Genomic DNA, 24,458 nt, shown 5'->3' with positions numbered 1-24,458 from the left:
GCGGATCGAGTAGGTTGACGAGGTTGCATGGATGGAATGTCATCACCGTTCGCCGTATGATCGGCTATGCAGGCACCGCCAGGTGACATGCGCTTGAAATCTGTTACATGCGTTTCGGGTTCGGTTGTTACCGGTTCGTGACATGTTCCCGAATCTTTTGTTTCAGGGCACAAAAAAAGGCAGCCTCGGGGGCTGCCTCGTTTTGTCGAACCGTGGGAAGGAGTTAGCGATAGTACAGGTTCCGCCCGCCAATGGTCAGGAAGGCCTGATGCAGGTTCTTGCGGATGTCCTTGCGGCTCCACACGCCCTGGATGTGGCCCCTGGACAGGGCCTTGTAGCAGTTGTGGTAGTTGGGCGGAATCTCCAGGCCGGTGGTCTCCTTGATGACGCCGGGACCGGCGAAGCCGATGCGCGAGGAGCGCACCGCGTACTGGTAGGGCGAGCAGCCCAGGAACGAGGCCAGCGGGCCTGCGTAGGAGTTGGTATCGTACAGGACGATGTACAGGCCGCCTTCCTCGATGTAGCGGCGCACGGCCATGGTCACCCTGGGCATCTGAATCAGCCCGTTGACGCCTTCCTGGATGCGGATGCCCGCGGTGCCGTGGATGTAGGCCAGGAACGGCTGGTGCTTGGTCTGGGCCAGTTCCAGGGCACGGATGAATTTTTCGCCCTCGGCCGCGCCCACGGAGCCGCCCCGGAAGTTGGCCACCAGGGTGGCGCAGGTGACGCGCAGCCCCTCGAGGCTGGCGTTGAAGGTCAGGCAGCTGGATTCCAGGCCGGTCTTCTTCTTGGCCGCCTCGACCCGGGCTTCGAAGTTGGGGAAGTTGGTCGGGTTGCCCGAGGCGATATCGTGGTTGAACTCGCGCACCGAGCCCCGGTCGAAGACGTTGTGGAGATACCACTGGTATTCCATGGGGAAGTTGTACCCGCAGTTGGGGCAGACCCCGGCATAGTCGGTGAACAGGTCCCGCGCCCAGATATCCAGGCAGCCGCGCTTGCTCGCGTGGGGGCAGGATATCTCGCGGTCCTGCAAGGCCTGGGGACTGACGTAGTCGCTGTCGTTGACCAGGGCGGGCGCTTCGGGCTCGGCCTGGGACAGTCCTGTCAGCTCCATTTCCTTCTGCTTGTCCATGCCCGGCTTCACGCCGACCTTCTTGAGCAGGCTGCGGAACACGGAGTCGAACTTGGCCGTGATCACGTGGATCTCGTCCGATGCCTCCTCCACGATGCGCTCAACGCGGTGCTTGAACGGCTTGATCAGCCCGTACAGGATCAGGCTGGCCGTGTTGGAGACCAGCCCGGAACTGGTGGCGCTGAGCTTGTCCAGCAGGGAGCGGTTGTCCTTGTATGCGTGCTGGGCCAGGCGGCGGTACTTGCGGAACCGTTTGGCGACCAGGCGTTCGCGGGCCTTCTCGTTGAGGGACCAGCGCACGATGACGTCGGTGTTCTTCTTGAAGTGGCGCAGGGCCACGGCGCGGAACAGGCGCACGCCGCGCACGTTCAGGGCGACCTCGTCCGTGGCGCGGATGACCTGCTCGCGGACTTGCTTGAAGAAGTCGAAGTGGTCGGCCCGCGCGCCCAGGGGCGGTTCCTGGATGATCTCGTCGATGTAGCCGTTCGCCAGGTTGTCCTGGGCGGTGATCCGCTGGGCCATGGCGCAGGACTCGATGAGCTCGGCAGGGGCGCGCTCGGAACCCCGGATGCGGCCCTCGATGGCGGCCGCGCCCTCGGGCGAGATGACCGAATAGTAGCCGTGGGAGAGCATGAGGCGCTTGTCGGCCATGCCGATGGCCTCGGCGCCGCCCGAGCCGCCCTCGGAGAAGATGGCCACGATGGGCACGTCGAGCCCGGCCATTTCGTAAATGTTCTCGGCGATCTGCTGGGCCGCGCCCGGGAAGTCCTCGATGGGGTAGGAGCCCGGCGTGTTCACGTAGGCGTGGATGGGAATCTGTTCCCTGGCCGCGACCTTCATGTACTTGAGCGCCTTGGAGTTGCCCCACGGCTTGATGGAGCCGCCGTTGCGGAACTCCTCGCCGTGGCCCTTTTCCTGGCCCACGACCATGACCGGCTGGTTGATGATCTTCTTGCCGCGCCGACGGGTGATGTAGGCACGGGCGATGAGCATCCCGGGGTCGATGGAGTGCTCGTCCTGGCCACCCATCTCGGTGTAGTTGTCGTAGACGTTCTCGAGGATGTCCTTGAGGCTGGCCCGCTGGGGGTGGCGGACGATGCGCACCTTGTCCATGGCGGTCAGCTGGGTGTCGATGGCCGCCTCCATGGCGGACAGCCGTTTTTCCAGGGACTCCACGGCCCGGAGGGCCTGCTCCTCGGAAAGGTCGGCGTTCTTTTCCAGGAATCCACCGATCTCCGTGGCGAACGCGTCCAGCTCGGGGCGGGACTTGTTGCCCAGGATGTCACGGGCGTAATTGACCCGGCCCAGTAGGGCCTGCAGGGTTTTTTCTATATTCATAGGCTTAGAATTCGAGCAGGTTGGCGGTTTTTTCGATGAGGAAGGGGATGTTCGACTTCATGCCCCCGCCGGCGGAGTCCGAGCCGTTCAGCTTGAGCTCGTTCAGGAACTGGAGTCCGCGCGCCTTGGCTTCCTCCAGGTCCTTACCCCAGATGATGGCCAGGGCCAGGTTGGGGTCGTACTCGGTGGGGATCTGGTAGGTCCGCTCGGTGGGCACGTGGGTGTGCATTTTCACCCAGTCCTGCCGGGGCCAATTGAGTTCCTCGATTTTGCCCACCCAGGGGGCGAAGCCGCTCGCGGTGTCCTCGGCGATGAGCCGGTATTCGATGCCCACGCCGTCAAAGGAGACGTCGTTTTGGGTGTAGCCCAGAGGGTCGCCCAGGCCGATGCGGATCTGCTCGCGGACCAGGTTCACGTCGCGGTCGCCCTTGACCGAGCTGATGCGGGCCGACACCCCGTTTTCCACCTGGATGCGGGTGTTCACCTCCATGAGGAACGGTTCGCCGTTGGGGGTGACGATCCACTCCCAGGTGCCCACGTTGTCGTACTTGATCTCCTTGGCGATGGACAGGGAGTAGCCGGTGATGTCGTCCAGAAGCTTCCCGGCGTCGAAGGTGTAGGAGAGTCCCCGGGGCCAGAAGCCGGGGGCCACCTCGATGCGTTTCTGCAGGCCGGGCGACTGGACCGAGCAGTTGCGGGTGCCGAAGTGGACCGGGTTGGTCCCGGACCGGTCGGACACGATCTGCACTTCCAGGTGGTTGAAATTGAACACGCGCTGCTCGATGAGCACGCCTTCGTCGTTGAAGGTGCGCAGGGAGTAGTTGCGGATGCGCCGGTAGGTCTGGCGGAAACGGGCCATGTCCTCGCACTCGTCGATGCCCATGCCGCCGCCGCCCGCCGATGCCTTGACCAGGACCACGGGCCGCTTAATGCCCATCTTGGCCTGGAACTCGAAGAGGCTCTCGGCGATGGCCTCGGCTTCCAATTCATCATATATGGCCCGGTCCGAGCCGGGCACGGTGGGCACGCCCAGGGTGCGGGCGATGCGCTTGGTGTTGATCTTGTCGCCCAGATCCCGGATGACCTCCCAGGAGGGGCCGATGAAGGTCATGGGGCGGTCCCGCTGGACCACGCGCCGGGCGAACCGGTAGTTCTCGGAAAAGAATCCGTATCCGGGATGGATGGCCGTGGCCTCCGCCTCGTCGGCCACGGACAGGATGTCCCCGGCGTCGAGATAGTTGTGGATGCGGTACAGGGATTTTTCTCCGCCCAGCCTGCGGGCCACGTCCAGGTGGCCGGACTGGGAGTCCTCTTCGGTATACAGGGCCACGAAGGGCAGGCCGAGATCGGAACATGCCTCCATGATCCGTACGGCGATCTCGCCCCTGTTGGCGATGAGTATCTTGTGTCCGTCTATGCTCACGTTTGATATTCTCGTTTTCTGGTGTGGTTTTAGCGGTGCCCTAAATAGCGTTTCTTCCTCTATCTTGCAAATCTTTTAAAATGGTGTTTTACAAATAAAATCAAATTGTTATCATGAAACAACCGTTTAAATTATTATGTATGGATTTTTTACTAAAAAATGTGTAGAAAATCGGTCCGGCAACTTTTGACGGCCTCTGTTTGTCAGAATTGTCAACGCGTTGAGAATCGGACCAGGAGGAATTCCGTATGGATTACGTTATTGTAGGAAACGGCGTTTCAGCCATCGGCGCCATCGAGGGCATTCGCCAGCACGACCAGACCGGTTCGATCACGATCATCAGCGACGAAGCCGTGCCGACCTACGGCCGTCCGCTCATCTCCTACTACCTGTCCGACAAGATCAAGTTCGATACCCTGCCGTTCCGCCCCGAGGAATTCTACGAGCGCAACCAGGTGACCATGCGCCTCGGCTCCCGCGTCCTGTCCGTGGACGCCAAGGAGAAGGTCCTGGTTCTCGACTGCGGCGACAAGGTCAAATACGACAAATTGCTGCTGGCCACGGGCGGCACCCCGGTCAAGCCTGCCCTGCCGGGCATCGAAGGTCCGGGCGTGCACAACTTCACCACCGTGGCCCACGCCGAGACCCTCAAGGAGCTGGTCGACAAAGTCAAGAAGGTCGTGGTCATCGGCGCGGGGCTCATCGCGCTCAAGGCCGCCGAGGGGTTTGCCGAGAAGGGCGTGGACGTGACCATCGTGGTCCGCTCCCGGATCATGCGCACCTACTTCGACGAGACCGCCGGGGAGCTCATCGTCGGCCACCTGGAGAAGAACGGTATCCGTTTCATGCAGGGAACGGCCACCAAGGAGATCGTCCGCTACGAGGACGGCACCATCAAAGGCGTGGAGACCGACCAGGGCATGGTCCCGGCGGACGTGGTCATCGTGGCCGCGGGCGTGCGCCCGAACATGGGGCTGGCCATTCAGGCCGGGCTGGCCACGGAGCAGGGCATCCGCGTGGACGACTACATGGCCACCTCGGACCCGGACGTCTTTGCCGCGGGCGACGTGGCCGAGGCCAAGGACCTGCTGACCGGCGAGTACACGGTCCGTCCCATCTGGCCCAACGCCTACTCTCAGGGCCTCAACGCCGGCCGGAACATGGCCGGGGCCAAGACCCTGTACTCCGGCGGCCTGTCCATGAACTCCATCACGTATTACGGGCTGCCGACCATCTCGGTGGGCGAGACCAACCTGGCCGACGACGACCGGTTCGAGACCGCCGTGTACCTGGACCGCGAGAAATCGGTCTACCGCAAGCTGATCTTCAAGGGCAACGTTCTGGCCGGGTGCATCCTCATCGGGGACATCGACGCGGCCGGGTTCTACACCAGCTTCATCAAGAACGCCTTCGAACTCGACGCCGAGGGCAAGGAGCGGCTCATGGAGGGCGATCCCTCCCCGGCGCTGTGGCCCGACAGCTTTATCGAGGCCATGATGAACAACCCCTAACGGGGTATCCATACGAATGGCAAAAGGCCGCCCTGGTGGGCGGTCTTTTTTTGTCTCCGGAAAAAGATGGCCGTCTCCGCAAAATTGTACAAAAAATTTGGGAGAAGAAGGGGATAGGGGGCGGGGGCTCGCTATTTCGTCTTGTGCGTGAACACACAGTCCCAGTGGCAATCGGGCGGGTCGTCCTTCAGGTGTTCGCACCGTTCTATGTACAGATCGTAGAGAACCGGTTCCGCCCCTGTGTCGCGCAGTTCGCGGAAGAGTCTTTCAGCGCTTGCGAAGTCCCGGTTCACGTATGCTTGGTGTGCTTGCGCATACAGTTCCAGCTCGGCTTTGCGGGCCTGCGCCTCTTCATTGGAGTACACGGTGTAGATGGTCACAGGCTCCTTCTTGCCCTTGACCCGGACGTTGTCCAGGATGCGGAAGTAGTAGCCGTCCCCGCAGGCGTCCTTGATGGCCTGACTGACCACCAGCTTCTGCCCGTAGTACTTGGTCAGCCCCTCCAGCCGCGAGGCCAGGTTCACGTTGTCGCCGATCAGGGTGTAGTCGAACAGGTCTTCCGACCCCATGTTGCCCACGCGCACCGGGCCGGAGTGGATGCCGATGCCCACGGCGATGGTGAAACCGAATTCTTCGAGGAAGACCTGGTTGAGTTCCTCGAGCCTGCGCTGCTGGGCCAGAGCGGCTTGCAGCGACTTCTCCTGGTGGTTCTCTATGTCCAGGGGGGCGTTCCAGAAGGCCATGACCGCGTCGCCGATGAACTTGTCCAGGGTGCCTTCGTGCTCGGTGATGATCCGGGTCATGGGGGTCAGGTAGTCGTGGAGGAGGTTGGTGACCTGGGTGGGGGAAAGCTTTTCAGACAGGGAGGTGAAGTTGCGCACGTCCGAGAACTGGATGGTGATCTCCTTTTCCTGGCCTTCCAGGGACAGGGCCTCCGGGTTTTCCATGATCTGGGAGATGACCGACGGGGCGAGATAGTGGGCGAAGGCCCCGTGGATGTATCGCTTGGCGATCTCCTCGCGCCAGAACTTGATCAGGGTCAGGGTGATGAAAGTCAGGCCCAGGGTGAGGTAGGAGTACATGGGCGATATGAAGAACTTCTGTTCCTGGTAGAAGAACACGGAGCCGTACCACATGGTCCCGCCCATGCAGAGCACGGGGAGGATGATCCAGGAGGCGCGGGCCCACATGAGCAGCAGGGTGGTCGCCAGCCCGCCCGCCAGCATGCCGAGGAACTCCAGGCCCGGAGCCCAGTCCGGGACCGAGAGGAGTTGGTCGGAGAGGATGTTGTCCACCACCGTGGCGTGGGCCTCCACGCCGGGGAAGCCGGGGTCGAGGGGGGTGGCCCGGATATCCTTCAGGCCCGAGGCCGACGTGCCGATAAACGCGATCCTTCCGCGGAGGTAGCCGGGGGGGAGTTTGCGGTTGAGCACGTCCGAGGCCGAGATGTATTCGAAGGACCGCATGCCGCCCCGGTAGTTGATGAGCATCTGGCCCTGGCCGTCCGTGGGGATGACCATGTTGTTGAAGCGGATGGATTCTATGCCCACGGGCGACATCTTGAGGACGATGTTCTTTCTTTCCGTGGCCTGCATCAGGGTGGCCAGGGCCAGGCTGGGATAATACTGCCCATCGAAACTGTAGAGCAGGGGCACGCGGCGGTACACGGAATCCAGGTCCGGGGTGATGGTGATGAAGCCGCTCTCGGGAGCCGCTTCGGCAAGGACCGGGATGGGGCAGATCATTCCCTTGGCTTGTGGCAGGAAGTTGTCAGGGGGCGGCGCGTCCGGCGGGGAGAGCACGGCCACCTTGGCGGGCCGCACCCGGCATTCGTGGTCGGGCACGGGGGTGCGGCTGAAGTCGAAGCCGAGGATGTAGGGGCCGCCCTTGAGGTTGTAGGCCAGGAGCCGGTCGTAATCCATGAGGTCCTTGGGCAACCCCTTGAAGTCCATGTCGATGTTGAGCTCCCGCTTGACGTCCTGCTTCATGATCGCGGGCGAGGTCCGGTCGGGTTCGCTGAAGATGATGTCCGAGGCCACGGCCACGGCTCCGTAGGAGGTCAGGTATTTGAGCAGCAGGGCCACCCGGTAGCGCGGCCAGGGCCACTGGCCCAATTCGGACAGGCTCTTCTCGTCCAGATCGATGATCACCGGGACCCGGGTGGCGGCGGGCTGGTGATACTGGCGGAGATAGTTGTCGTAGATCTTCAGATTGAGCAGATGCAGGAACTTCGGCTGGTTGATGTACAGCGCGACCATGATGACCGTCACTGACAACCCCGCCCCCAGGAGTATCAGCTGGTCCTTCTTGAACAATCGTTTCAACAGCTCGAGCATGACTTCCGACCGTGGTTGATTGTACGTGTTCCTTATTATCGCAGATAACCATTCGCATATAAAGGAAAACGAGCGACATCGGTTATAAAATCGTCCGGCGGGCGGCGCGAAGGACGGTTATGATGAGAAAAATGAACGATATTCAGTATGGTTGGGAGCACAGGGGAGGCTAGATATTGCGGTAGAGCATCATGCAGCCGAGCAAAAAGACCAGGGCCATGGCGAGTTGCCGGTAGCCGTTGTCCGAGAGGCGGTCGTACGCCTTGGTCCCGAGAAATATGCCGGCCAGCAGGGCGGGCAGGGACAGGCCGTAGAGGTGCAGGACCTCGTCCGTGATCATGCCGGACACGGCCTGGGTGGCGATGACGGCCACCCCGGACAGGGCGAAGAAGCAGGCCAGGGTGGCCTTGGCCCGGTCCTTGGTCCAGGGTTGGAGGGCGGTGTAGACGATGACCGGCGGACCGCCCACGCCCAGGCTGCCGCCGAGCACGCCGGAGCAGAACCCGGCCAGCACGGTCAGTCGTTTGCCGAAGCTTCTCGGCTCGGGACGGGCCAGGAACTGGTAGCTGGTGAAGACAACCATGATCACGCCAACGCAGAGGGACAACCCCCGGGTGGGGATCTGCTTGAGGGCGTAGACCCCGAGCGGGATACCGGCCAGGCTGGCCGCCAGCAGTGTGAAAGCGTTTTTGAGATCGATGCTTTTGCGCAGGCGCAGGCTCAGGTAGATGCTGATGATCACCGCCAGGAGGATCATCAGGGGCACGCTGGTCTTGATATCCAGGAAGAAACCCAGCAGGGGCAGGGCGATGAGCCCGAATCCGAACCCGGTCAGCCCCTGCAGGAAGGCGGCCGCGAGCACGATGGATATGATGGCGATGGTTTCGGGCATGGGCAGGATAACTACTGCATTTGCCTCCGGCTGCCAACGATGGATTCGCAACCCTTCAATTTGGCCGTAAAAACAGTTGCCACCAAATTGGCTCGCGGGGTATAGGTATCTACAAATGGAAATCCCTGTTTAACTAATTCCAGTATCTCAGGAGGTTGAGTTATGGCCATTGTTATTGATCAGGATGAGTGCATCGGTTGTGAGTCTTGCGTTGAAATCTGTCCGGAAGTGTTCGAGATGGATGCTGACGGAGAAAAGGCCACTGTCATCGCCCCGGACTCCACCCTTGATTGCGTGGACGAGGCCATCGAGACCTGCCCCAATGAGGCTATCTCCAAGTAGCGCATTACCTGGCACAAAAAAAGGCCGCCAATATTGGCGGCCTTTTTTTGCGGCTTTTGCACCGGCTATTGCATGCCGTAAAAAAACACCCGAACCTCTTCGATGCGGTCGCGGCTGTCGGAGAAATCCAGGACTTCGCCCCGGGACAGGGCGTGGACCTGGATCAGACCGGCCTGCTGGTCGTAGTAGAATTCGGCGTCATCCATGGTGCGCAGGATACTGCTCTTGAACTCGGCGCGCAGGTAGTTGCCCTCGGACAAAAGGACCTTGCCGCCGAAAACGGATTCCACGGCCTTGCCCAGGTCGACCATGACCTTGCCGGGATCGCCCGTGGCCTTGATCGGGGCTATCTTATGCTCCGCGTCGGTGGCCTGCGAGGAAACGCAGTCGACTCCGGCCGGGCAGATGGCGAATTTGCCGTTTGCCATGCCCAGGTCCGGGACTTTGGTGGAGCAGGCGGAGAAGGCGGCCAGGGAGACGGCGATGAGGGTGGTCACAAGTAGCTGTTTCATGGACTTCAATCTATTGTGAAACCGGATAAAAAGGCAACCATTTTCCGGGGGGAATCGGGCCTTGATCAGCGCGGGCGGGTGGCCATGACCACGCCGGAAAAGATGAGCACGAAGCCCACGCCGTGGACCACGGTCACGGGCTGGCCAAGCAGCAGCCAGGCCCCGATGCCGCTGAACACCGGCATGAAGTACTGAAACAGGGCCGCGTTGCCCGGGCCGATGTGCATAATGGCGGAATTCCAGAGGAAGAAGGCGACCAGCGAAGCCAGGACGCCGATGTACAGGACCGCGCCGAGCACGGCCGGAGTGAAGGTCCAGGCCGGGGCGAAGCATTGTTCGATGAGCGCAGCCGGGACCAACGGGACGGTGCCGATGAGGAAGGTCGCCCCGAGGTAGGCGTTCCGGCTGATGGTTGCGGACTTGCGTTTGACCAGGATCGAATATACGGCCCACAGGAATCCGGCCACGAGCATGACGATGTCGCCGGCGCGGAAGGTCAGGTTAACGAGCACGTCCGGGTTACCCCGGGTGGCGATGGTCAGCATCCCGGCGATGGCCACGGCCAGCCCGGCCCAGCGCAGCAGGGAGATGCGCTCCTTGAGGAAGATGCGGGCCAGGATGACCACAAAGACCGGGGTGGTGGAGGCGAACAGGGCCATGTTCACCGCGTCCGTGGTCCGTGCGCTGACGTAGACCAGGGTGTTGAACAGGGTCACGCCGGTCAGGGCCGCGACGGTCAATTCGAGGCGGTTGTCGAGCAGGGCCTGCATGTCGCGCCGCAAATCCTTTCCCGCAAAGGGCAGAAAGACGGCCGTGGCCGTGAGCCAGCGCAGGGCGGCCAGGGTCACGGGCGGGATGTCGTTGACGAATCCGCTGGCGATGAGGAAGTTGCCGGACCAGATGGTCACGGCGAGCAGAGCGAAAAGGAACCCCAGTGGACGGTTGCCGAGCATAAACGGGATAAATAGTCGAACCCTGACCGCTTGGCAATCGCTATGCGTCCGGGGGCGTCGCCTCCGTGGGAGGCCAGCCGAAGCGGTCGAGGTCGATGCGGTCCGTCGCGTCGAAGCGTACGCCCTCGGCCAGGAGAAGGCGTTTCTGCTCGTCGTATCCCTGGAGTTTGCCCAGGGATATCCGGCCTTCACGGTTGATGACCCGGTGCCAGGGGAGATTCTCCGTGCGCGAGCTGGTATGCAGCACGCGGACCACCTGGCGCGCGCCCCTGCGGTTGCCCGCAAGGGCGGCAACGCGGCCGTAGGTGGTCACGCACCCCTCGGGGATGGCCCGGATGGTCTCGATGATTTTTTGGGTGAACGGTGAAGCCATTGGGACCTGATAAACCGCCGGGTGCCCCGAAGGCAAGGCGCGGGAGGCTAGAACAGCCGCGCCCAGAGATAGGACAGGGGCATGACCAGGAGCAGGGCCGGGATCATGCTCGCCACCGGGAACTGCTTGATGCCGCAGATGCGGAAGCCCGTGGCCAGCATGATCAGACCGCCGCATGCCGAGAAGTCGGCCAGCATGTCCGGGGTGGTCAGGGGCATGATCAGGGCCGAGGCATAATAGAGCATGGCCTGGATGGCCAGCTGCGGGATGACCAGGATACCCACGGACAACCCCATGGTCGAGGCGAAGATCGGGGCCGTGAACAGGTCGAGGATGGCCTTGACGATGAGCAGGGTGGGGTCGCCGGTCATGCCTTCGCTCATGGATCCGTACACGCCGGTGCCGCTCAAACAGAAGAGGACCAGCAGGGCCACGAACTTGTCCAGATATTCCTCTTGGCTCAGGTCGCCGCTGGGCCGGACCATCTTGTCGATGAGCTTCCGGGTCTTGCCCGCGCCCTTCTGGATCAGCGATTCCAACTGGATGAGTTCGCCGAGCACGGAGCCGACCACCAGGGCCAGCACCACCGGGGCCAGGAACTTGACCTTGACGATCATGGCCACGCCGAGCCCCATGGAGGCGCAGCCGAAAACCATGGGCATCTTGACCCGGAGATTCATGCTGAGTTTAGGGCCGAGAACCGCTCCGGCGATGCTGCCGACGACCAATGCCGTTCCGTTTACCAAGGGACCAATCATATAAAAATCCTTACTCCGGGCGCTATGTCGGCGTCCGGTTGCGGTGAAAAAGAATGAAAAACAGGTGTTCGCCCTGCGTCGGGTGCGACGCGGCGGAAACATGGCCGAATCAGGAGGGGAAGGTTGGCGAGGTCAACTGTCCGAGGTGAAGCCGAATTCGATCTCTGATTTGGTGTAGAAGACGCGCAGGCCGGTTTCCGTGAATCGGGCCATGAGCTTGTCGCATTCATCCTGCGTCAGGGCCAGGGCGACCTGCACCGGCGCGTCCTCGAGGTCGAAGAAGTTGTCCGAATGGAAGCGGCCGTCGTGGCCGAATCCTTCGCTGCCGGAAAAGAGGGTCGCGCCACGTACGCCCAGACGCCGGGCCTCATCGACGATCCACGAAGCCACGGGCTGGTCTTTGTGCACGCGGTTCTGCTGGGTAAAAAAGGTAACAAGATATCCTTGCATCGCATCAAACCTGAAAGTGAATGTGTTGTATACGGGTCCGTCGGGAGAGAACGGGAGTCGTTCATGACGGGCCGGGGGGAAGGTGTCCCGCCCAAGTTACAGGAGGCTACACCCGACTGTTGCGGGACTCAACTATTTCTTTCCCATAAGAACTATATGCTTACATCTCATTGGAATAGCTGTATATTCCTTTGACGAATACGGGCTTTTCCCTACCCCAGGGCCACATCCAGAATCATCATCAAGGTGAAGCCGAAGATGACGCCCATGGTGGCCAGGTCCCCGTTGCCCGAGGATTGGGATTCGGGGATGACCTCTTCCACCACCACGAAGATCATGGCCCCGGCGGCAAAGGCCAGGGCGTAGGGCAGAAGGGGACGGGCCATGAGGACGGCCGCCGCGCCGAGCACGGCGGCTATGGGTTCTACCATACCCGAGGCCTGACCGTACATGAAGGACTTGGTGCGTGACATGCCTTCGCGCCGCAGGGGCACGGACACGGCCGTGCCCTCCGGGAAGTTCTGGATGCCGATGCCCAGCGCCAGGGAGATGGCCCCGCCCAGGGTGGCCGAGTCGAGCCCGGCGGCCACGGCTCCGAATGCCACGCCCACGGCCAGGCCTTCCGGGATGTTGTGCAGGGTGATGGCCGTGACCAGCAGGGTGCTGCGCCGCCAGCTGGTCTTGATGCCTTCGGCCTCGGACATGGGCGCGTTCAGGTGCAGGTGAGGCAGGATCATGTCCACCAGGCGCAGGAAGGCCGCGCCGAGCACGAAGCCCACGGCCGCCGGGACAAAGGCGAAGTCGCCCAGATAGCCTGACATCTCGATGGCCGGGGCCAGCAGCGACCAGTAACTGGCGGCGATCATCACTCCCCCGGCAAAGCCGAGCATGATGTCGAGCGTCCTCTTGGAGATGTCCCTGGCCGTGAAGACGAGGGCCGCGCCCAACGCGGTCACTCCCCAGGTGAACAAGGTGGCCAGGAATGCCTGGAAAACGGCGTTCTGTTCCATGAACCAGTCCATGCGAAAAGACTCCTTTTGCTTAGGCCGTTCGGGCAGGGCAGTGTGCGCGATACTGCTGTGACCTGAAAAACCTAAGACCTCTGCGCCCATGGGACAAGTATTAATTCCATGTGCGATACGCAATCTTCCGTTCGCGGCCGTTCCGGAGCGCCGTCTACCTGTGAACCCGTTCCTCCTTATGGTCCGGGCTCTGCTCGCCGTCCACCAAAAGGTAACGGTTTTCCCACCGCTTGAGCATGGTCACGAGCACGATGATGTTGGCGTTGAGCCGGTTCACTTCGTTCTTGGTGGCCTTGGTCCATTTCCAGATGAACAGCGGGGCGAAAATCAGGCAGAAGAGCAGAACAAGCAACAGAATCAAGAGGATGAGCATGACCACGCCATTGGTCGCCGCGATATACGGGTCCATGGTTGTCTCCGTTGTGTGTTGGGTGAAGGAGGCGCGCTCGCTTCAACTTGAAGGGGCGCGATACGATCCCCCGGCAGGGCGGGACAACGGCAGATTCGGAAACGGGGAGCCGGAGAGGAGAGGAATGATCATGACGGTTCCTGTCCCGAATGCGTGCCTGTCGGGCGCACCAAGGGAATCGATCCTGAAACAGCGAGCAGCCATCATGCGATCAAGTTTCCGATACCGTATCCGGCTCCAAAAGCAAAGCCCCGGCACCGGGCCTGCGCTTTTTTACGAACGGTCAAAGAACTTGACCGGTGGACGATGAGAGAATAAAAAGATATATGAGTCCAATATGTTCTCATGTGGAGAACTTTTCCCTCCAACCTCCCGAACCGGTTTTCGACAGCGGGACGGCTCCGGCGAGGGGCAAAAAACCTCATTGGAGGCGTATAGATGGGAAAGGTCATCGAATTCCCCAAGAACGTTGGGGAAAAGCCGGAAGAACCGGCCTGCAGGATGAGCGAATGGCTCTACATCCTGTACAGTCAGCTCCTCGACCAGCATGGGCTGTTGGTCGAGAACAGGCGTGAAGACATGGTTGCGGACATGGACAATGTCTTCTCCAGGATTCCGGCCGAAGTCATCGATCATTTGAACCAGCGCTACGGACAGGAACGCGGCATAGATTGGCCGCCCGAGAAATAGGGGGAAGGATGAACGACAAGGATACCCAGATCATCAGCGTCAGGGGGATGGATACCGCCGTGTGGCGGGCCTTCCAGGCCTACATCGCCATGACGGACCAGAAGACGCCCGACGCCATCAAGAAGGCCATCGAACACTTCATGCGGGATGAGGGGTACGGCAGACTGCTCAACTTCCGTCCCGATACCGTAGAATGACCGCAGGGGCGCAAGTCGCCTATCCCATATCGTGATGACAAGCAATAGCCGGCCGAACGCTGAGTTCGGTCGGTTTTTTTGTGCGAAGGGGAGGGCGGCCCGCGTTTCAGTGGGCTTTTTTTGCCGATTATCCGAAAATTTTATGGATTTGCATAATAGTACATAACCTCTTGATTATTTGTGCTATTACTAGCCATTTTGGGGGCGAAATGTCGGGTGTGCGACAATTACCTGCCCAATTGGGAGGAATAAATGTTCCATGTTTCACAATTGGGGTTTGACATGCGTTTTGAGTTTTTGTAGGTCACTCCCCGGTGAACGGGGGAATCCCCCTCCCCACGCCGTTTGATGGAGAGAGTCCAAAACATGCGTCTGTCCTGTTTGCATGAAAATTATGTCCTGATTGGGAAAAAAATCACAATTAAGGATGGCCGTGTTGGGGGGGGTATTTTACTGGAGGTTCGAAACCTCCCCTCTCCACAACGGGAACGCGTCAGGCCCAATGTTTCGGGCCCATGGTATCGGACCGTTTTGCTTGATCGTTTGCGTCGATTGGCAGCGTGTTCCCGCAATTGCCTTGAGGAATCGTCTTTGTCCGAAGGGAGAGACGAGTTGTTCCGTAGCCGGATGATCCGGTCTGAATCTTAAAGAAAAATGGATTGAATACAATGGATAACGCCAATCACCAGACTGCCCCGATGCTATCCGTTCCGCGCGGCCGCGCCCAAGTAGAGCACTTCGTCCCCGAAGCCGATGTCTGCACCAAGGAAATCGACTTTATCGTGGACAACGGAAGCATTGACTACGTCAACTTCTGCGGCGGCTGCGAGGGCAACCTCAAGGCCATCGCCGCCATGATCGAAGGCATGAACGTCGATTTCGTCCTGGATCGGTTCAGCGGCATCACCTGCGGCTCCAAGTCCACCTCCTGCATGGACCAGTTCTGCCACGCTCTGCAGGAGTACAAGGCAAAGCAGCGGTCTTAATGCAGCAAGCTTTGCCGTTTCCCTCCAACGGGAACATGAAAAAGCCCCGGGTTGAATGACTCGGGGCTTCTTTGTTGGTCATAGAGCCTGTCTGGTTTTTGGGCAGCGGGGTGAGGACGTCGCGTCCCAGTAGGCCTGGGGCCATGGGCCTCGAATCACCTTTGTCGGATCTTGTCGGACCGGGTGCCCATCACAAGTGTTTGGGCAGGACAAAAACGAACGAGGTGCCGGGCCCTGCTTCCTGGGTCACCTTGCCGCCCAGGTCTTCGGTTAATTCGAAAAGCATGGTGATGCCCAGGGATCGCGGTTGGCAGATGCCGGGCTCGGCCTGGAACCCCGGTCCGTTGTCCCTGTAGGTGAAGCGGAAGGTCTCGCCCAGGTCCTCAAGAGTCAGGGCGATGGCCGGGTCGGGGTGGTCCGGGCCGAAGGCGTGGGTGAAGGAGTTGGTCACGAGTTCGTTGAGCAGCATGCCGAAATACACGACCCGGTCGCCGGATATCTCCATCTCATCCAGCGAGGCCTTGAGCCTGACCTTCCGGTTCGGGGCGGCCTTGACCCAGTTGTCCATCATCCTGCTGATGTAGGCCGAGAGCTCCACCGATTCGTGGCCATTGTAGGCGAGCTGGGTGTGCAGCTCGGCCACGCCCCTGATCTGGCTGGTCAGCTTTTTCTGGTAGGCGACGAATTCCTCCTTGGAGAGATCGCACGCAAGGTCCAGCTGGATCAGGCTACACAGGATGTTCAGGTGGTTCTTCACTCGGTGGTGCACTTCGCTGATGGCCGTGTCGAACTGCCGCTTGTGGCTGCTCGTCTCCTGCTTTTCCAACTGTAGTTGCAGGTCGGTCTCGGCTACGGACTTGAAGAGGGCGATGTTCTCGAGCAGGGCCTGATCACCGGCCATGGGTTTGTCGCCCAGGGCGCAGAGGGTACCGAACAGTTCGCCGTCCGGCCAGCGGATGGGGACCCCGATGTAGGAAATCAGGGAGAATTCCACGCTGGGGTTGTCCTTCCACCCTTCGTCGCTGAGCGAATCGGGCACGAAATTCACGCTGTTGCCGCTCAGCGTGGTTTCACAATACACGCCGAGCCCCAAAGGGAACTTGTCGTATTTGATGAACGTCGTGTCCTCGGTCTCGTTGTGCAGGAAGACGTACAGCGTGTCCTGGTCCAGCCTGGTGATGAGCGCATGCGGCTGGCGCAGGGCCGTGGCCACATGGTTGACCAGCCGCTGCCATTTCTCTTTGGTCTCAGCGGGAATATCGGGCTTGGACCGCGACGATGCCCTGACGAAAACCGCCTTGTCGTCAAACCTGCGCAATCGGGAAATAACGTATCCGCTACCGGAATCCTCGTGCATCTGGCCCACCCCTGAGCTCTCTCGGTTATATCCTTCCCTTAGCGGAGCAGACTATACCAGAACAACCCAATTATTCAACCTGGTAAAATTGCCTGGTAATTCGCCGTGTGGACGTTCATTTATCTATGCAGCAATAAGACGTAACCCCTAATGCAATAAAAAAAGAGGCCAGCTTGTGTGCTGACCTCTTATGAGTTCTGGCGGAGAGGGTGGGATTCGAACCCACGTGACGGTTACTCACCGCCAACTCGATTTCGAGTCGAGCGCGTTACGGCCGGACTTCGCTACCTCTCCTTGGGTGGCTAGCGCCAATGTGAAGTGGGTATATAAACAGACTCGCGGCAAGTGGCAAGCACCTTTTGGCATTTGCAGGCGGATAGGAGGGCGGTTCTGCTCGGAGAGAGCCGGAAGGGCGCGGCCCAGGCATGCGAAAAGCCCCCGAGCGGGATCGTTCAGGGGCTTTCGTGTGGACAGTAATTCGTCAGGGGCGGCCTAGAGCGGCTTGAGCTTGGTCAGCACGGGCTTGGGTTCGTGCTCGTGATGGTCGCAGTCGTGGTGGTCGCAGGTGATCTGGTTGTCCTTCAGTTCGCCGGACAGCCATTTGTCGAGGACGTCCTCGATGGGGCCGGAGCAGCCCCGGACCACCTGGATGCCGGCCTTCCTGAGGATGTTCAGCGCGCCCTCGCCCATGTTGCCGGCGAGCATGACCTTGACGCCGCGTCCGGCCAGGACCGGGGCAATGTCGGATTTGCAGCCGCATCCCTGGGGGGAATCCATGCGTTCGCTGAAAACGATCCGGTTATCCTCAACGGTCACCAGGGTGTAGTGGTCGCAGTGGCCGAAATGGTCGTCGATAAGTCCTTCGCGGGTGGGCAGTGCGATGATCATATGTCTCTCCTGAATGGATGAATGGGTCTGAATATGAGAAAATAAGGCGGATTGCCCGGTTGTAAAGGGGGCGGTCCTATTTTCTCCGTTCCAGGAAAAACCGCTTGAGCAGGGTGGAGCATTCGGTGCCCATCACGCCTTCCACGGTCCACAGCCGATGGTTGGTAAAAGGCAGGGAGCAGCCCTCCAGGTTGGAGACCAGGGCCCCGGCGCGTTCGTCCCGGGCCGCGAAGACCACTCCGGCCACCCGGGCGTGGATGAGCGCGCCCGTGCACATCAGGCACGGTTCGAGCGTCACGGCCATGATCGTGTCCGGCAGCCGGTAGTTGCCCATGACCCGGGCCGCCTCGCGCAGGCAGAGGATCTCCGCGTGCCCCGTGGGGTCGTGCGTGGCGATGGGCCGGTTGTGGGCCGAGGCGAGCAGGGTGCCCGTGGGCGTGAACAGGGCCGCGCCGATGGGGGCCTCTCCCGCCTTTCCGGCCTTGCACGCCTCGCCGAAGGCCACGTCCATGAGGTCGCGCCAGGTGGTCCCGGCGGGCGGTTGGGGCGCGGAGGGGGCGGCCATGGCCGGGGCTACCGCTCCTTGAGGTAGCGCACCCCGGCTTCGAGCATGGTCAGGCCGAGCGGGATGTTCGGATCGGTGCCACGCGTCCAGGACGGATGGTTGGTCTTGTGGTTGTACGCCTCGGGATGGGGCATGAGGCCCAGGATACGGCCGGTGGGATCGGTCAGCCCGGCGATGCCCAGCGGGGAGCCGTTGGGATTGTACGGGTATTCCAGGGTCACCTCGTTGGTCTCGGGGTGGACGTACTGGACCGCGATGAGATTTTCGTCCTGCAGGGCCTGGAAGGTGGCGTCGTCCATGGGGATGATCTTGCCCTCGCCGTGGCGGATGGGCACGTCCAGGTATTCGATGCCCTTGGTGAACACGCAGGGCGAGGCCGGGTTGGTCTTCAGGCGCACCCAGCGGTCCTCGAACCGGCCGGAGTCGTTGTAGGACAGGGAGACCTGTCGTTCGAAATAGCGGCCGCCGATGCCCGGCAGCAGGCCGAGCTTGCACAGCAGCTGGAAGCCGTTGCAGATGCCGAGGATGATGCCGCCCTTTTCGAAGAACTTTTTCAGCTGATCCAGGACGGGCTGGCCGTCCGCGTCGTTCGACCACCGCCAGCGCAGGGCCGCGGCCTGGGCCGCGCCCAGGTCGTCGCCGTCGAGAAATCCGCCCGGGCAGAGCAGGTAGTTGTAGTCGTCCATGCGGACATGGCCCGCTGCGAGATCGGAAAAGTAAACGATATCGGCATTATCCGCCCCTGCTTGCTGCAGGGCATAGGCGGATTCCTTTTCGCAGTTGGTGCCGTATCCGGTGATGACGAGTGCGTTGACGCGGGCCATGAAAATCTCCTCTTCATATTGACTTTGTCGCATTACCCTGCAAAATTTGCGAAGCAACGACGTGCTGGGCGGGAACATACGTGTCCGACGCACGACAGTCAACATGGCCGGCGGATGAGATCGGCTATGATATATCCTTATAATTCAAGCATAACCAAGGGGCTTTCTGACGTATGAAAACCAAGTTCATATTTATTACCGGTGGTGTTCTTTCCTCTCTGGGCAAGGGGTTGGCCGCGGCATCCATCGGCGCACTTCTCCAGGCTCGCGGCCTTAAAGCCACCATTCAGAAGCTAGACCCCTACATCAACGTCGACCCCGGCACCATGAATCCGTTCCAGCACGGCGAGGTGTACGTCACGGACGACGGCGCCGAGACCGACCTCGATCTCGGCCACTACGAGCGCTACCTGGGCACCGCCCTGAGCCAGCAGAACAACTACACCTCCGGTTCCATCTACAACTCCGTCATCCAGAAGGAACGCCGCGGCGACTACCTGGGCGGCACTGTGCAGGTCATCCCGCACATCACCGACGCCATCAAGGAAGCGGTCATCAACCTGCCCAACGGCGAGGACGTGGCCCTGATCGAGATCGGCGGCACCGTGGGCGACATCGAGGGCCAGCCTTTCCTGGAGGCCATCCGCCAGCTCAAGAACGACCTGGGCAAGGAGAACGTCCTGTTCATCCACCTGACCCTGGTCCCGTACATCAAGGCCGCCGGCGAGCTGAAGACCAAGCCCACCCAGCACTCGGTTAAGGAACTGCGCTCCGTGGGTATCCAGCCCGACATCATCATTGCCCGCTCCGAGGTGGAGCTGCCCGAGGACCTCAAGAAGAAGATCGCCCTGTTCTGCGACGTGGATCAGGACGCCGTGTTCACCGGCGTGGACGTGGATTCCATCTACAAGGTTCCGCTCGAATTCTACAACGAGGGTGTCGACCAGAAGATCGCCATCCTCCTGAAGCTGCCCGCCAAGAACGCGGAGCTGGCCCCCTGGGAAAATCTCGTGCACAGCCTGGACAACCCCACCGGGACGGTCAAGATCGGCATCGTCGGCAAGTACGTGGACCTGACCGAGGCCTACAAGAGCCTGCACGAGGCGCTGATCCACGGCGGAGTGGCCAACGACGTCAAGGTGGAGCTGGAGTACGTCAACTCCGAGAAGGTCACCCCGGCCAACGTGGAGAAGAAACTCAAGGGCCTGGACGGCATCCTGGTGCCCGGCGGCTTCGGCTCGCGCGGCATCGAGGGCAAGATCCTGTCCATCAAGTACGCCCGCGAGAACAAGGTTCCCTTCTTCGGCATCTGTCTGGGCATGCAGTGCGCCTGCATCGAGTTCGCCCGCAATGTCATCGGCCTGGAAGGGGCCAACTCCGAGGAATTCGACAAGCTCACCCCGCACAATATCATCTACCTGATGAAGGAATGGTTCGATTTCAGGACCAAGAAGACCGAGACCCGCTGCGAGGAGTCCGAGAAGGGCGGCACCATGCGCCTGGGCTCCTACCCGTGCAAGCTCAAGAAGGACACCAAGGCCTTCGAAGCGTACAAGACCGCGAACATCGACGAGCGGCACCGTCATCGCTTCGAGTACAACAACAAGTACATCGAGCAGTTCGAGGCCAACGGCATGGTCCTTTCCGGCACCGCCCCGGACGAGTCCCTGGTGGAGATCGTGGAACTGCCCGATCATCCGTGGTTCCTGGGCTGCCAGTTCCACCCGGAATTCAAGTCCAATCCCATGAAGCCGCATCCGCTGTTCCGGGAATTCATCAAGGCATCCAAAGACGAGAAGGCCAAGAAGTAGCCTATGGCAGACCTGTATACCGCCAGCCGGTCCGGCCCGTTCATTCTGGCCGGACCCTGTGCCATTGAGACCAGGGAGATAGCGCTTCAGACCGCCGACGTGCTCGCCGGGCTGGCCGCCAAGCTGGACATCCCCATCGTCTACAAGAGCTCCTTCGACAAGGCCAACCGGACCTCGCTGACCAGTTTTCGGGGCCCGGGCATGGAAGAAGGGCTCGATATCCTGGCCGAGGTCAAGCGGACCACGGGGCTGCCCGTGGTCACGGACATCCACCACCCGGAACAGGCCGCGCCCGTGGCCGAGGTGGCGGACGTCCTGCAGATTCCGGCCTTCCTCTGCCGCCAGACCGATCTGTTGGTGGCCGCCGCCGAGACGGGCAGGGTGGTCAACGTCAAGAAGGGGCAGTTCCTGGCCCCCTGGGACATGAGGAATGTGGTCGACAAGCTCCGCGCGGCGGGCAACGACCAGGTCTGGCTGACCGAGCGCGGTTCCACCTACGGCTACAACAACCTGGTGGTGGACATGCGCTCCATCCCGCAGATGCGGGCCTTCGGCGTCCCGGTGATCATGGACGCCACCCATTCGGTGCAGCTGCCCGGCGGGCTGGGCGGCGCTTCGGGCGGGCAGCGCGAATACGTCCCGGTGCTGGCCTCGGCCGCTGTGGCCGCTGGCGCGGACGGCGTGTTCATGGAGGTCCATCCGGACCCGGACAAGGCGCTGTGCGACGGCCCCAATTCCCTGCCCCTGGCCGAGGTCGAAACCCTGCTGAAGAGGCTGTTGGCCCTGTGGGAGATCAACCGTGGCTGACGCGACCGCCCTGGCGCGGAATATCAAATTGCTGGTGCTCGACGTGGACGGCGTGCTCACCGACGGCGGGCTGTATTACGGTGACGACGGTATCCTGATGAAGCGGTTCAGCGTGCAGGACGGCCTCGGCATCAAGCTGGCCCAGGCCGTGGGCCTGGAGATCGGGGTCATCACCGGCTTGGACCAGAAGCCGGTGGAGAAGCGCGTCAGCGAGTTGGGCATCAAGCACTACTACGCGGGCCGTCACCGCAAGCTCCCCCTGTTCGAGAAGATGTGCGAAGATGTCGGGGTCGCCCCGGAAGAGGCCGCCTACATGGGCGACGACTGGATCGACCTGGCCGTCATGGGCCGGGCCGGACTGGCCCTGTGCGTGCCCAACGCGGTGCCCGAGGTGATCGAGGCCGCAGACTGGATGTCCACCCGCCATGGCGGGCAGGGCGCGGTTCGCGAGGCCATTTCGTTCATCCTCGAGGCTCGTGGGCTCAAGGAACAGGCCCTGAGCCGTTGGGTGGACTAGATGAGAGGGCGCCCGGCTCTGGTTCTGTTCGTCATTTTCGCCTTGGGGCTGCTTCTCGGTCTGGGCGTCAACGCGCTCTTTTTCTCCGACCCCATCCTGGAGGACCAGGATACCGCCGAGCAGGCGCCCGTCTCCCGCAAGGACATGTTCGCCGACGCCGACGTCTCGGCCGAGGACATCGAACTGGTCCAGGGCAAGGAGGGCAGCATGAACTGGAAGCTGCTGGCCAAGAGCGCCAAGTACAACCAGGAGCTCGGCATCATCGCCGTGGATTTTCCCCAGCTGACCGCCTACTTCGGCGACGACCGCCAGGAGGTCTATGTCCAGGCCGACCGGGGCGAGGTGGATCAGGCGAACGACAACCTGTCGTTGTACGACGGGGTCAGCGGCCGGTTCGGCGACATGGCCCTGGACGCACAGTACCTTGATTATGTCGGCGCAATAGGTAAGGTATATCTCAAAGGCGGCGTCACCGTACGCCGTCCGGACATGACCGTCCAGGCCAAGGCCCTGGAGATCGACCTGGTCACGAGACAGATGGTGGCCGCCGGTGGCGTGGAAGCGCTGCTGGCCCCCGAAGGGCTGGGAAGGAGTCCTTTGAATGAAAACAAGGAATAAGACGTTGCTGAAAACGGTTCGCCTGACGGGAATGCTGCTGATGCTGGCCCTGCTGCTGGTTCCGGCCCGGGCCATGGCCCAGGACTGGGGCGAAGTACGCGAGGCCACGGTCAACCTGAACGTGCGCAAGGCGCCCAGGCCCGGGGCCGAGCACGTGGTCACCCTGACCAAGGGGCAGCGGGTGCGGACCGACTTCCCCCAGAACGGCTGGCTGGCCGTTTTCGAGCTGGGCGAGAAGGACCGCGACCAGGCCAAGGCCGTGGGTTACGCCAACGCCAAGTACCTCAAGGTTGTCAAGGTCGAGAAGGCCGAGCACGCTCCCGCGCCTGTGCCCGCACCGGCCCCCAAGAAGGATTCCGGCGAGGGTGAGGTCAAGGCCCCGGTGGCAGCGGTACCGCCCGCGCCCATCCCGGTGGGCGTGGACCCGAGCCGTCTGCCGGTGAAGATCACCTCCGACCGCATGACCTATGACGAGACCGGCAAGGTCATCTCCTTCGTGGGCCACGTGGTCGCCATCCACGGCGAGTTGACCTTGTGGGCCGACAGGCTTTCGGCCTATCTCGCATCCAGCACGGACAAGAAATTCTCCGCCGACAGCGTAGACCGCATCGTGGCCGAGGGCAACGTGCGGGCCAAGAAGGGGACCACCGAGGGGACCTGCGGCCTGCTGACCTACATGGTGGGTCCGCAGCTGCTCAAGATGGAGCGCGATCCCAAGCTCCAGGACGGCCCCAACTCCCTGACCGGCGAGGTCATCAACTTCCACATCAAGGACGACCGGTCCGAGGTCATCGGCGGCAAGCAGCGCGTCAAGGCGGTGTTCATGACCCCCGGCAACCTGAAGGTGCAATAGATGGCCGAGGGTCTTCGCGCTACCAATTTGTCCAAGCGGTACGGCCAGAAAGAGGTCGTACACGGTATCAACATCAAGCTCGACGCCCGCGAGGTGGTCGGCCTGCTCGGCCCCAACGGCGCGGGCAAGACGACCACGTTCTACATGCTTGTGGGCATCGTCCAGCCCAATACCGGGGTGGTTTCCCTGGGCGGCCAGGTGCTCACGGACAAGCCCCTGCACGAGCGGGCCCGCCTGGGGGTGAGCTACCTGCCCCAGGAAAGTTCCATCTTCAAGAAGCTGACCGTGCGCCAGAACCTGGAGATCATCCTGGAGCAGACCTCCATGACCTCGCGGCAGCAACGGGCCAGGGCGGACGAACTCATGGAGATGTTCACCATCACCAAGCTGGCGGACCAGGCGTCCATGTTCCTGTCCGGCGGCGAGCGACGCAGGCTGGAGATCGCCCGGGCGCTCATCCTCGACCCGCAGTTCATCCTCCTGGACGAACCGTTCGCGGGTATCGATCCCATCGCGGTTATCGATATCCAGGAGATCATCTCCGTGCTCAAGTCCATGGACATCGGCATCCTCATCTCGGACCACAATGTCCGGGAGACGCTCAATATCTGCGACCGGGCCTACCTGGTCTACGAGGGGACGGTCATCCTGGAAGGGGCCCCGTCCGAGATAGTCAAATCCAGTCGCGCCCGGCAGATCTACCTGGGCGAGGATTTCCGGCTTTAATCCCTGTTCCCGTCTTTTTTTCCTCTTTCCCGATTTACACCGTACCCAAAGGTTGGTACACTTTTTTCATATCATTATATGCACGCAGAATTATCAATAGATACAGGGTGTTAACACAATTGTGTTGCATCCTTTAATTCACTGTGGCATAATTGAATCGGAAAAAAT

At 61.4% G+C, this 24,458-nt stretch carries 26 protein-coding genes and 1 tRNA gene; 11 read left to right on the top strand and 16 right to left on the bottom strand.

The features are described from left to right. Positions 1-223 precede the first annotated feature (223 nt). Together ACR42D_RS09580 and ACR42D_RS09575 are read right to left on the bottom strand one after the other, a co-directional pair. Entirely contained in the window at positions 224-2,470 is a 2,247-nt protein-coding gene (locus ACR42D_RS09580) for a carboxyl transferase domain-containing protein (RefSeq protein ID WP_484566583.1), read from the bottom strand. 4 nt (positions 2,471-2,474) lie between these two features. Continuing rightward, a complete protein-coding gene (locus tag ACR42D_RS09575; protein ID WP_484566582.1) occupies positions 2,475-3,893 on the bottom strand; it encodes a biotin carboxylase N-terminal domain-containing protein in 1,419 nt (472 codons plus the stop codon). A gap of 248 nt (positions 3,894-4,141) precedes the next feature. Between ACR42D_RS09575 and ACR42D_RS09570 the strand changes: the two genes are divergently transcribed. Further along, a complete protein-coding gene (locus ACR42D_RS09570; protein ID WP_484566581.1) occupies positions 4,142-5,404 on the top strand; it encodes an NAD(P)/FAD-dependent oxidoreductase in 1,263 nt (420 codons plus the stop codon). 131 nt (positions 5,405-5,535) lie between these two features. Here ACR42D_RS09570 and ACR42D_RS09565 read toward each other — a convergent pair whose 3' ends face one another. After that, entirely contained in the window at positions 5,536-7,740 is a 2,205-nt protein-coding gene (locus tag ACR42D_RS09565; RefSeq protein ID WP_484566580.1) for a CHASE2 domain-containing protein, read from the bottom strand. 169 nt (positions 7,741-7,909) lie between these two features. Further along, positions 7,910-8,632, bottom strand: a complete 723-nt coding sequence (locus tag ACR42D_RS09560; RefSeq protein ID WP_484566579.1) for a sulfite exporter TauE/SafE family protein — start codon at positions 8,630-8,632, stop codon at positions 7,910-7,912. A gap of 162 nt (positions 8,633-8,794) precedes the next feature. Here ACR42D_RS09560 and ACR42D_RS09555 point away from each other — a divergent pair, with 162 nt between their 5' ends. After that, positions 8,795-8,974, top strand: a complete 180-nt coding sequence (locus ACR42D_RS09555; protein WP_338666950.1) for a ferredoxin — start codon at positions 8,795-8,797, stop codon at positions 8,972-8,974. 65 nt (positions 8,975-9,039) lie between these two features. On the opposite strand, the gene ACR42D_RS09550 is transcribed toward ACR42D_RS09555, so the two are convergent. The 7 genes from ACR42D_RS09550 to ACR42D_RS09520 form a co-directional block, all read right to left on the bottom strand. Continuing rightward, the gene (locus tag ACR42D_RS09550) at positions 9,040-9,486 is read right to left on the bottom strand and encodes a DUF1499 domain-containing protein (RefSeq protein WP_484566578.1); all 447 of its coding nucleotides are present in this window, start codon (positions 9,484-9,486) and stop codon (positions 9,040-9,042) included. A gap of 65 nt (positions 9,487-9,551) precedes the next feature. After that, a complete protein-coding gene (locus tag ACR42D_RS09545; RefSeq protein WP_484566577.1) occupies positions 9,552-10,439 on the bottom strand; it encodes a DMT family transporter in 888 nt (295 codons plus the stop codon). A gap of 40 nt (positions 10,440-10,479) precedes the next feature. Beyond that, entirely contained in the window at positions 10,480-10,812 is a 333-nt protein-coding gene (locus ACR42D_RS09540) for an MGMT family protein (RefSeq protein WP_484566576.1), read from the bottom strand. Positions 10,813-10,859: 47 nt separating this feature from the next. Beyond that, entirely contained in the window at positions 10,860-11,570 is a 711-nt protein-coding gene (locus ACR42D_RS09535; protein WP_484566575.1) for a DUF554 domain-containing protein, read from the bottom strand. A 132-nt stretch (positions 11,571-11,702) separates the two neighbouring features. After that, positions 11,703-12,020, bottom strand: coding sequence for a DUF190 domain-containing protein (locus ACR42D_RS09530; protein WP_484566574.1), 318 nt, complete (start codon positions 12,018-12,020; stop codon positions 11,703-11,705). Positions 12,021-12,232: 212 nt separating this feature from the next. Further along, entirely contained in the window at positions 12,233-13,042 is an 810-nt protein-coding gene (locus tag ACR42D_RS09525; protein WP_484566573.1) for a ZIP family metal transporter, read from the bottom strand. Between the two features lie 154 nt (positions 13,043-13,196). Then, the gene (locus ACR42D_RS09520; protein WP_484566572.1) at positions 13,197-13,451 is read right to left on the bottom strand and encodes a hypothetical protein; all 255 of its coding nucleotides are present in this window, start codon (positions 13,449-13,451) and stop codon (positions 13,197-13,199) included. 438 nt (positions 13,452-13,889) lie between these two features. Here ACR42D_RS09520 and ACR42D_RS09515 point away from each other — a divergent pair, with 438 nt between their 5' ends. The 3 genes from ACR42D_RS09515 to ACR42D_RS09505 all read left to right on the top strand — a co-directional run bounded on the left by ACR42D_RS09515 (position 13,890) and on the right by ACR42D_RS09505 (position 15,324). Next, complete coding sequence (locus tag ACR42D_RS09515) at positions 13,890-14,141, top strand: hypothetical protein (RefSeq protein ID WP_484566571.1); 252 nt, start codon at positions 13,890-13,892, stop codon at positions 14,139-14,141. A gap of 8 nt (positions 14,142-14,149) precedes the next feature. Then, the gene (locus tag ACR42D_RS09510; protein WP_484566570.1) at positions 14,150-14,338 is read left to right on the top strand and encodes a hypothetical protein; all 189 of its coding nucleotides are present in this window, start codon (positions 14,150-14,152) and stop codon (positions 14,336-14,338) included. A 668-nt stretch (positions 14,339-15,006) separates the two neighbouring features. Continuing rightward, entirely contained in the window at positions 15,007-15,324 is a 318-nt protein-coding gene (locus tag ACR42D_RS09505; RefSeq protein ID WP_484566569.1) for a TIGR03905 family TSCPD domain-containing protein, read from the top strand. 190 nt (positions 15,325-15,514) lie between these two features. Here the strand turns inward: ACR42D_RS09505 and ACR42D_RS09500 are convergent, their stop codons facing one another. From ACR42D_RS09500 to ACR42D_RS09480, 5 genes are all read right to left on the bottom strand, one after another. Further along, complete coding sequence (locus ACR42D_RS09500; RefSeq protein ID WP_484566568.1) at positions 15,515-16,681, bottom strand: histidine kinase dimerization/phosphoacceptor domain -containing protein; 1,167 nt, start codon at positions 16,679-16,681, stop codon at positions 15,515-15,517. A gap of 198 nt (positions 16,682-16,879) precedes the next feature. After that, positions 16,880-16,975 (bottom strand) — tRNA-Ser (locus tag ACR42D_RS09495). A gap of 198 nt (positions 16,976-17,173) precedes the next feature. Further along, positions 17,174-17,569, bottom strand: a complete 396-nt coding sequence (locus ACR42D_RS09490; RefSeq protein WP_484566567.1) for a NifB/NifX family molybdenum-iron cluster-binding protein — start codon at positions 17,567-17,569, stop codon at positions 17,174-17,176. Positions 17,570-17,645: 76 nt separating this feature from the next. Beyond that, entirely contained in the window at positions 17,646-18,134 is a 489-nt protein-coding gene (locus ACR42D_RS09485) for a nucleoside deaminase (protein ID WP_484566566.1), read from the bottom strand. A gap of 8 nt (positions 18,135-18,142) precedes the next feature. Continuing rightward, complete coding sequence (locus tag ACR42D_RS09480; protein ID WP_484566565.1) at positions 18,143-18,958, bottom strand: phosphoribosylformylglycinamidine synthase subunit PurQ; 816 nt, start codon at positions 18,956-18,958, stop codon at positions 18,143-18,145. A 173-nt stretch (positions 18,959-19,131) separates the two neighbouring features. Here ACR42D_RS09480 and ACR42D_RS09475 point away from each other — a divergent pair, with 173 nt between their 5' ends. Genes ACR42D_RS09475 through lptB form a run of 6 tightly spaced genes read left to right on the top strand, consistent with a single transcriptional unit; the run spans position 19,132 to position 24,290 of the window. Beyond that, on the top strand, positions 19,132-20,769 hold the full coding sequence (locus tag ACR42D_RS09475; protein ID WP_484566564.1) for a CTP synthase: 1,638 nt from the start codon (positions 19,132-19,134) through the stop codon (positions 20,767-20,769). A 3-nt stretch (positions 20,770-20,772) separates the two neighbouring features. Next, positions 20,773-21,576 carry a 3-deoxy-8-phosphooctulonate synthase gene (gene kdsA / locus ACR42D_RS09470; RefSeq protein ID WP_484566563.1) on the top strand — a complete coding sequence of 268 codons (804 nt, stop codon included), beginning with the start codon at positions 20,773-20,775 and terminating at the stop codon, positions 21,574-21,576. After that, positions 21,569-22,093, top strand: a complete 525-nt coding sequence (locus tag ACR42D_RS09465; RefSeq protein WP_484566562.1) for a KdsC family phosphatase — start codon at positions 21,569-21,571, stop codon at positions 22,091-22,093. The genes kdsA and ACR42D_RS09465 overlap by 8 nt, the downstream gene beginning before the upstream one ends. Then, positions 22,094-22,711, top strand: coding sequence for an LPS export ABC transporter periplasmic protein LptC (gene lptC, locus ACR42D_RS09460; RefSeq protein ID WP_484566561.1), 618 nt, complete (start codon positions 22,094-22,096; stop codon positions 22,709-22,711). After that, positions 22,695-23,564 carry an LptA/OstA family protein gene (locus ACR42D_RS09455; protein ID WP_484566560.1) on the top strand — a complete coding sequence of 290 codons (870 nt, stop codon included), beginning with the start codon at positions 22,695-22,697 and terminating at the stop codon, positions 23,562-23,564. The genes lptC and ACR42D_RS09455 overlap by 17 nt, the downstream gene beginning before the upstream one ends. Then, positions 23,565-24,290, top strand: a complete 726-nt coding sequence (gene lptB / locus ACR42D_RS09450) for an LPS export ABC transporter ATP-binding protein (protein ID WP_484566559.1) — start codon at positions 23,565-23,567, stop codon at positions 24,288-24,290. It abuts the gene before it with no gap. Positions 24,291-24,458 lie beyond the last annotated feature (168 nt).

Source organism: Pseudodesulfovibrio sp. lm2024, assembly GCF_051175575.1.
Taxonomy (GTDB): Bacteria; Desulfobacterota; Desulfovibrionia; order Desulfovibrionales; family Desulfovibrionaceae; genus Pseudodesulfovibrio; species Pseudodesulfovibrio caledoniensis.
Note: the sequence above shows the minus strand (reverse complement) of the source record. Positions and strands in the feature narration are given on the sequence as shown.